The sequence below is a fragment of the Candidatus Neomarinimicrobiota bacterium genome (genome assembly GCA_041862535.1).
Classification (GTDB): domain Bacteria; phylum Fidelibacterota; class Marinisomatia; order SCGC-AAA003-L08; family TS1B11.
Genome location: JBGVTM010000299.1, coordinates 1 through 5,199, shown reverse-complemented (window position 1 = coordinate 5,199; position 5,199 = coordinate 1). Strand labels below are relative to the sequence as shown.

At 55.9% G+C, this 5,199-nt stretch carries 5 protein-coding genes; 3 read left to right on the top strand and 2 right to left on the bottom strand.

All coding sequences use genetic code 11. From position 1 onward, the window contains the following. Window positions 1–262, bottom strand: a 262-nt coding sequence (locus tag ACETWG_10915; GenBank protein MFB0517095.1) for an anaerobic sulfatase maturase, incomplete at its 3' end; no start/stop codon positions are given. A 398-nt stretch (window positions 263–660) separates the two neighbouring features. Here ACETWG_10915 and ACETWG_10910 point away from each other — a divergent pair. The 3 genes from ACETWG_10910 (at window position 661) to xylB (ending at window position 4,790) form a co-directional block, all read left to right on the top strand. Further along, window positions 661–1,335 (top strand): corrinoid protein, encoded by a 675-nt coding sequence (locus ACETWG_10910; GenBank protein MFB0517094.1) that lies wholly within the window; start codon window positions 661–663, stop codon window positions 1,333–1,335. A 471-nt stretch (window positions 1,336–1,806) separates the two neighbouring features. Then, window positions 1,807–3,198, top strand: coding sequence for a methyltransferase MtaB domain-containing protein (locus tag ACETWG_10905; protein ID MFB0517093.1), 1,392 nt, complete (start codon window positions 1,807–1,809; stop codon window positions 3,196–3,198). 47 nt (window positions 3,199–3,245) lie between these two features. Continuing rightward, a complete protein-coding gene (xylB, locus tag ACETWG_10900; protein ID MFB0517092.1) occupies window positions 3,246–4,790 on the top strand; it encodes a xylulokinase in 1,545 nt (514 codons plus the stop codon). A gap of 36 nt (window positions 4,791–4,826) precedes the next feature. Here xylB and ACETWG_10895 read toward each other — a convergent pair. After that, a partial coding sequence (locus ACETWG_10895) for a hypothetical protein (GenBank protein MFB0517091.1) occupies window positions 4,827–5,199 on the bottom strand: 373 nt, incomplete at its 5' end.

The window sequence follows — 5,199 nt, the reverse complement described above, 5'->3', positions numbered from 1 at the left end:
TCAAGGTCGGCTCGCCGCCCTGCCAGATAAATTGCACCTCCGTGACACCCGCAGGTTGAGATGCGATGTATTGGCTCACAAAGGCTTCCAGCACCCCCTCGCTCATCCGATAAGATCTGGTTGTTGGGAATAGACTCGTCTTGTCCAGGTAAAAACAATACTCACAACGCAGGTTGCAGATCGGTCCGATGGGCTTGGCTATGGCGATGAACGGGGCGGCAGCCGGGCGATTTGCTGGAAGAGATGATGGGGCTGGCTTCATGGCAAGTAACCCGCTCCGTATCGTCCTCGCCACCGGTAGTGGTCCCGATGGGCCGCGTCGTTGATCAATGGTTTCATAACTATTGAAGTTGATCTGCCGTTCAGGCGGGAAATCGCATTCTAACAGCGCTGATTCTAATCAGGCGGTTCGCCGGGCGACAACAGATTTCAACCTGACGAAGGGTTTCCGGGTTAATCCGGAGGGCTACTACTGGCCCCATCAGCAAGCAGCTGTAATTCAAAAGGGATGACATGGTGGTTGAAAGCATATGGAGGTTGCATGAAACCTAGGATAGGTTCTAAAATCAGGTTCATGACTTAAAGATTCGATCCTGAGCAGAATAATCAGCAGGCCGTTTTAAGGAATCTTATACGTTATACAGGTAGGGGAAGCATTAAATGGATCTAATCGCCCAGATGAAAGATGCGATTGTGCGTGGTCATATAAATGCAGCGTCGCCGTATCCTCCCGACATGGTTGGCCAACCGGGCATCATCGAACTCGTCGGAAAGGCGCTCGCCGACAAATTAGAAGTCGGGACGGTCTTGAAGGAGGGTTTGATCGCCGGCATGGATGTGGTGGGTGAGAAGTTTTCGAATGGAGAGTACTTTCTGCCTGACATGCTGATGTCCGCTCAGACGATGAGAGCCGGTATGAAGCTGCTCGATCCCCTTCTGCGGGGTGATGTTGCTAAAAAAGTCGGCAAAGTGATCATCGGCACAGTCAAGGGGGATATGCACGATATCGGCAAAAACTTGGTGGCTGTTTTTCTGGAAGGCGGTGGTTTCGAGGTGCTCGACCTGGGAATCGATGTTCCCCCGGATACATTTCTGGAAAAGGGCCGGGAAAGTCCGGAGGCGGTAATTGGCATGTCGGCACTGCTCACCACCACCCGGGAATCCATGCGTACCACGGTTAACCTGCTGCATGAAAGTGGGCTGGAGAACAAGATCATTGTGGGAGGTGCTGTAGTGAGCCAGCGGTTCGCCGATGAGATTGGAGCCGATGGTTTCGCCAACAACGCTGCTCAGGCAGTGCCATTGGTAAGGGGTCTGTTGGGAATTACCTCCTAATGACGAGAGAACTGGCTTATATACCTTACACCGTGATAGGCGTTTGTAAGAGCAATTATCGATTCACGTTGCCTTGCTAGCCCGATTGGCAGTTATGGCTATGAGCTGACCGCGCCGCTCGGCATCTTTCAACGGGATGGCTGATCATAATACCTGCCGACGGTGAGAATTCCTGGAAGCATCCCTGATCCATAGGTAGAAGCGCACGTTGATAAAGGAGTCCCCGGGCGGCGTTGATGTCTGCGACGGGGATCATAGCCCTGCCGTCCGGATGTGGTTGGCAATCGCAGCTGCATCGTAAAGGCTTCTATCAGTCAGTCCTCGGATGGTTAGTGCTGCAATGAAGCTCTGCGATGAGGCTGAATGCGGCGGGCAGGGTTTTCGGGTTAAGAGCGGTGGCCTTTTGGAGAGAGGTTATTATTTCGGATCCAGCGGGAAGTTCACTCCCATAAAGGACGAGGAAGGCGATCAATGTCTGATACCATTTCACTAGGTGAGCTGGCCATATCCAGCCAGTCTGATCTGATCTTTGGCAAGTCTCCTAAGCAGGTGCAGTGTGGACGGGGAGTAGAGATCGGGGCGGGATTGGTGCTGCCCGAAATCAACTTCACGCTCCCCCCGCTGATCATCGATGAGGGTAGCTGGACTACGGTGCAAGAACACTATGCGGAGATGATTGCGGGAGTGTGTCAACGGGCGGTCGATTTGCAGGCCCTGTCGCTGGTGGTGGAGTTTGAGCTTTTACCGCCCATGACCCTGCGACCGGAATGGGGAGCGGAGATCACCGGACAGCTCACTGAAGCTCTCGATGATTTTCATAAGAAGTATGGCCTCCGTTCAGCCCTGCGGGCTACGCCGGTGGATGTGCGGGATAACCAGCGGCCTCCCCGGATGCGTTCGGGTGAATTGCTCGAGCACACCTTGCGGTCATGCGAGCTGTGTGCCAGGGCGGGCGCTGATCTTCTCTCTATCGAGTCTACCGGGGGGAAGGAGCTTCATGACAAGGCCCTGGTGCAGGCGGATCTGGCGGGTATTGCCTTTGCGCTTGGGGTTCTGGCCGTGCGCGATATGGATTTCCTGTGGGCGCAGATGGTGGAGATTGCTCGTCGAGCCGGGATCCTTCCGGCTGGAGATACGGCCTGCGCCTTCGCCAATACGGCCATGATCTTGGCGGGCAAGGGTATGATCCCAAAGACACTGGCAGCGGTGGTACGAGTTGCATCGGTTGTCCGAAGCCTGGGAGCCTATCGGCAGGGTGCGGTAGGTCCCAGTAAGGACTGTGCCTACGAGGGGCCTTATCTTAAGGCGATGGTAGGGATTCCCATTTCCATGGAGGGCAAGTCCAGTGCCTGCGCCCATTTGAGTAGCGTGGGCAATATCGCGAGCGCCTGTTGCGATCTCTGGAGCAATGAATCGGTGCAGAATGTGCGGCTTCTCAGCACTGAAGCCCCTACGGTGTCTATGGAGCAGCTGATTTACGATTGCCGTCTGATGAACGCTGCTCTGGCTGATGGAGTCCCTGCCGCCCGGCAGTTTCAGCGCTGGCTGGTCGAAAGTGACGCCCGCTACGATCCCCAGGCCTATGTTTTGCGCCCCGATTGCGTACTGGAGATATCAAAGGCTCTGATCGAGGAGAGCCAGCCCCTGGGGATGGTCCTGCGCGCGATGGACCTTACCTTAAAGGTGCTCCGACGGGCCCAGAATGAGGGCGCGCTCCAGATGGCTGAGGTTGAAATGAGCTGGCTCAATCGGTTATCAAGGCAGTTGGAGTCCATCCCCTCGGACGTGGATGAGCTCTGGCATTATGTGAAATCCCAATACGGGGAGCAGTGTGTAGTCTGGGAGGATTATCAACTTGAGTAAACAAATTGGAAGAAGCACGGCCCTAACATAATGGAGGGAATTGTATTATGAAGTATTTCCTTGGGCTGGATGTAGGTACCACCGGTGCCAAGGCGCTGCTGGTCGATGCCTATGGCAAGGTAGTAGCCAATGCGACCAGGGAGTACCCCATGTATACGCCCCGTCCCCTTTGGACTGAGCAAGATCCGGCGGATTGGTGGCAGGCTACGAGAGATAGTTTTGCAGCGGTTCTCAGGAAGACGAGAGTTGCTGCCGGAGAGATCGGCGGGATCGGGTTGACCGGCCAGATGCACGGTCTTGTACTTCTGGATAAGAGCGGTCGGGTTCTGCGTCCATGTATAATGTGGAACGACCAGCGGACCATGAGTCAATGCAGTCAGATCACCGATGCTGTTGGGTGGGAGCAGCTGCTCCAAATTACCGGAAATCCAGTTCTGCCGGGTTTCACCGCCCCCAAGCTGCTGTGGGTTCGGGAGAACGAGCCGCATATTTACGACCGGATTGCCCGCATTTTATTACCCAAGGACTATATCCGATATCGATTGACGGATGATTTCGCGACCGACGTTGCCGACGCGTCCGGCACCTCCCTTTTAGATGTAAAGGCACGCAATTGGTCCCGGAGCCTTTCAGCGAAACTGGAGGTATCAGCGGATTGGCTGCCGCGGGTATATGAGTCGCCGGAGATCACTGGCGAGGTTACCGATTCGGCAGCGGCGGCGACAGGACTAGCGATAGGGACACCTGTTGTAGCTGGCGCTGGCGACCAGGCGGCGGGGGCGGTCGGGAGCGGTACGGTTGTCCCCGGCGTTACATCGTTAGTGTTGGGTACATCGGGGGTTGTTTTTGCCTGCACCCCTGAGGTCAAGATCGAGCCGCAGGGCCGGTTACATGCTTTCTGTCACGCGGTCCCGGGGGCCTGGCACGTGATGGGTGTTACCCTGGCGGCGGGTGGCTCCTTTCGGTGGTACCGGGATGTCTTCGGTCAGGAGGAAGTAGCGGCCGCTAAAGCCCAGGGGGCGGATTCCTATGATATATTGACCGCGAAGGCGGAGTCAGTGCCCACCGGCTCGGAGGGGCTGCTGTTTCTGCCCTACCTTAGCGGGGAGCGGACGCCTTATGCCGATCCCACTGCCAGGGGGGTGTTTTTCGGCATGACCCTGCGGCACCAGCGGCCACATTTTGTCCGGGCGGTAATGGAAGGCATTACCTATAGCCTCCGCGATTGCCTGGAGCTGATAGATAATCTCGGCCTGGGAGTGGATCAGATCAGGGCTTCGGGTGGCGGAGCAGCCAGCAAGCTATGGCGGCAGATAATGGCTGATGTCTTTGGGAAGGAGCTGGTTACGCTGACCTGCACTGAGGGTGCTCCCTATGGGGCCGCCCTGCTGTCTGCTGTGGGCACAGGCCATTTCGGTACTGTCGAGGAGGCGTGTGATGCAACCGTCGAAATCGCAACACATACCGAGCCAATTTCCGATAGTGTCAAATGCTACGAAGAGTATTATGCCCTTTACCGCAGCCTGTATCCCAAACTAAAGGATTCCTTTGCGGAGGCAGCGACAATTGCGGAAAAAACTTATCATGAGTGAGTGCAGCCGAAGATGGGTGGGCCTGCTTAAAGGGGCCTAATCCGTGGTGAGGTAGGGCAGGATTTCCGCCAGCCTGGAGATGCTAATGAAATTGCTGCCGGCAGCTGGGGTTTTGCCTTGCGCTCCCAGATAGCCCCATGAGGCCCAGAAGCAGCGTGCCCCGGTAGTGGAAACGTCTTTGAGATGGTCGGGATGATCGTCGACAAATAAGAGATTCTCGGGTTCATTCCGGGACTTTTTCAGGATGCGAGCTGCAATTTCCCCTTTCGTTAGAGCCCGCTCCTGGGTCCAGATGTTTTTGGCAGGGATGCCTAATCCCCAATGGTGGTTGAAATGTTTAATGGACGCCTGGTCTTTGGTGGTTATCAGAAATACCCGTGCCCGTCGGCGGACTTCGTCCCACCCATTC

Excerpts from the sequence above, each read along its gene's own strand:
- ACETWG_10910 (MFB0517094.1), top strand. The coding sequence starts at position 661 with ATGGATCTAATCGCCCAGATGAAAGATGCGATTGTGCGTGGTCATATA.
- ACETWG_10905 (MFB0517093.1), top strand. The coding sequence starts at position 1,807 with ATGTCTGATACCATTTCACTAGGTGAGCTGGCCATATCCAGCCAGTCT.
- xylB (MFB0517092.1), top strand. The coding sequence starts at position 3,246 with ATGAAGTATTTCCTTGGGCTGGATGTAGGTACCACCGGTGCCAAGGCG.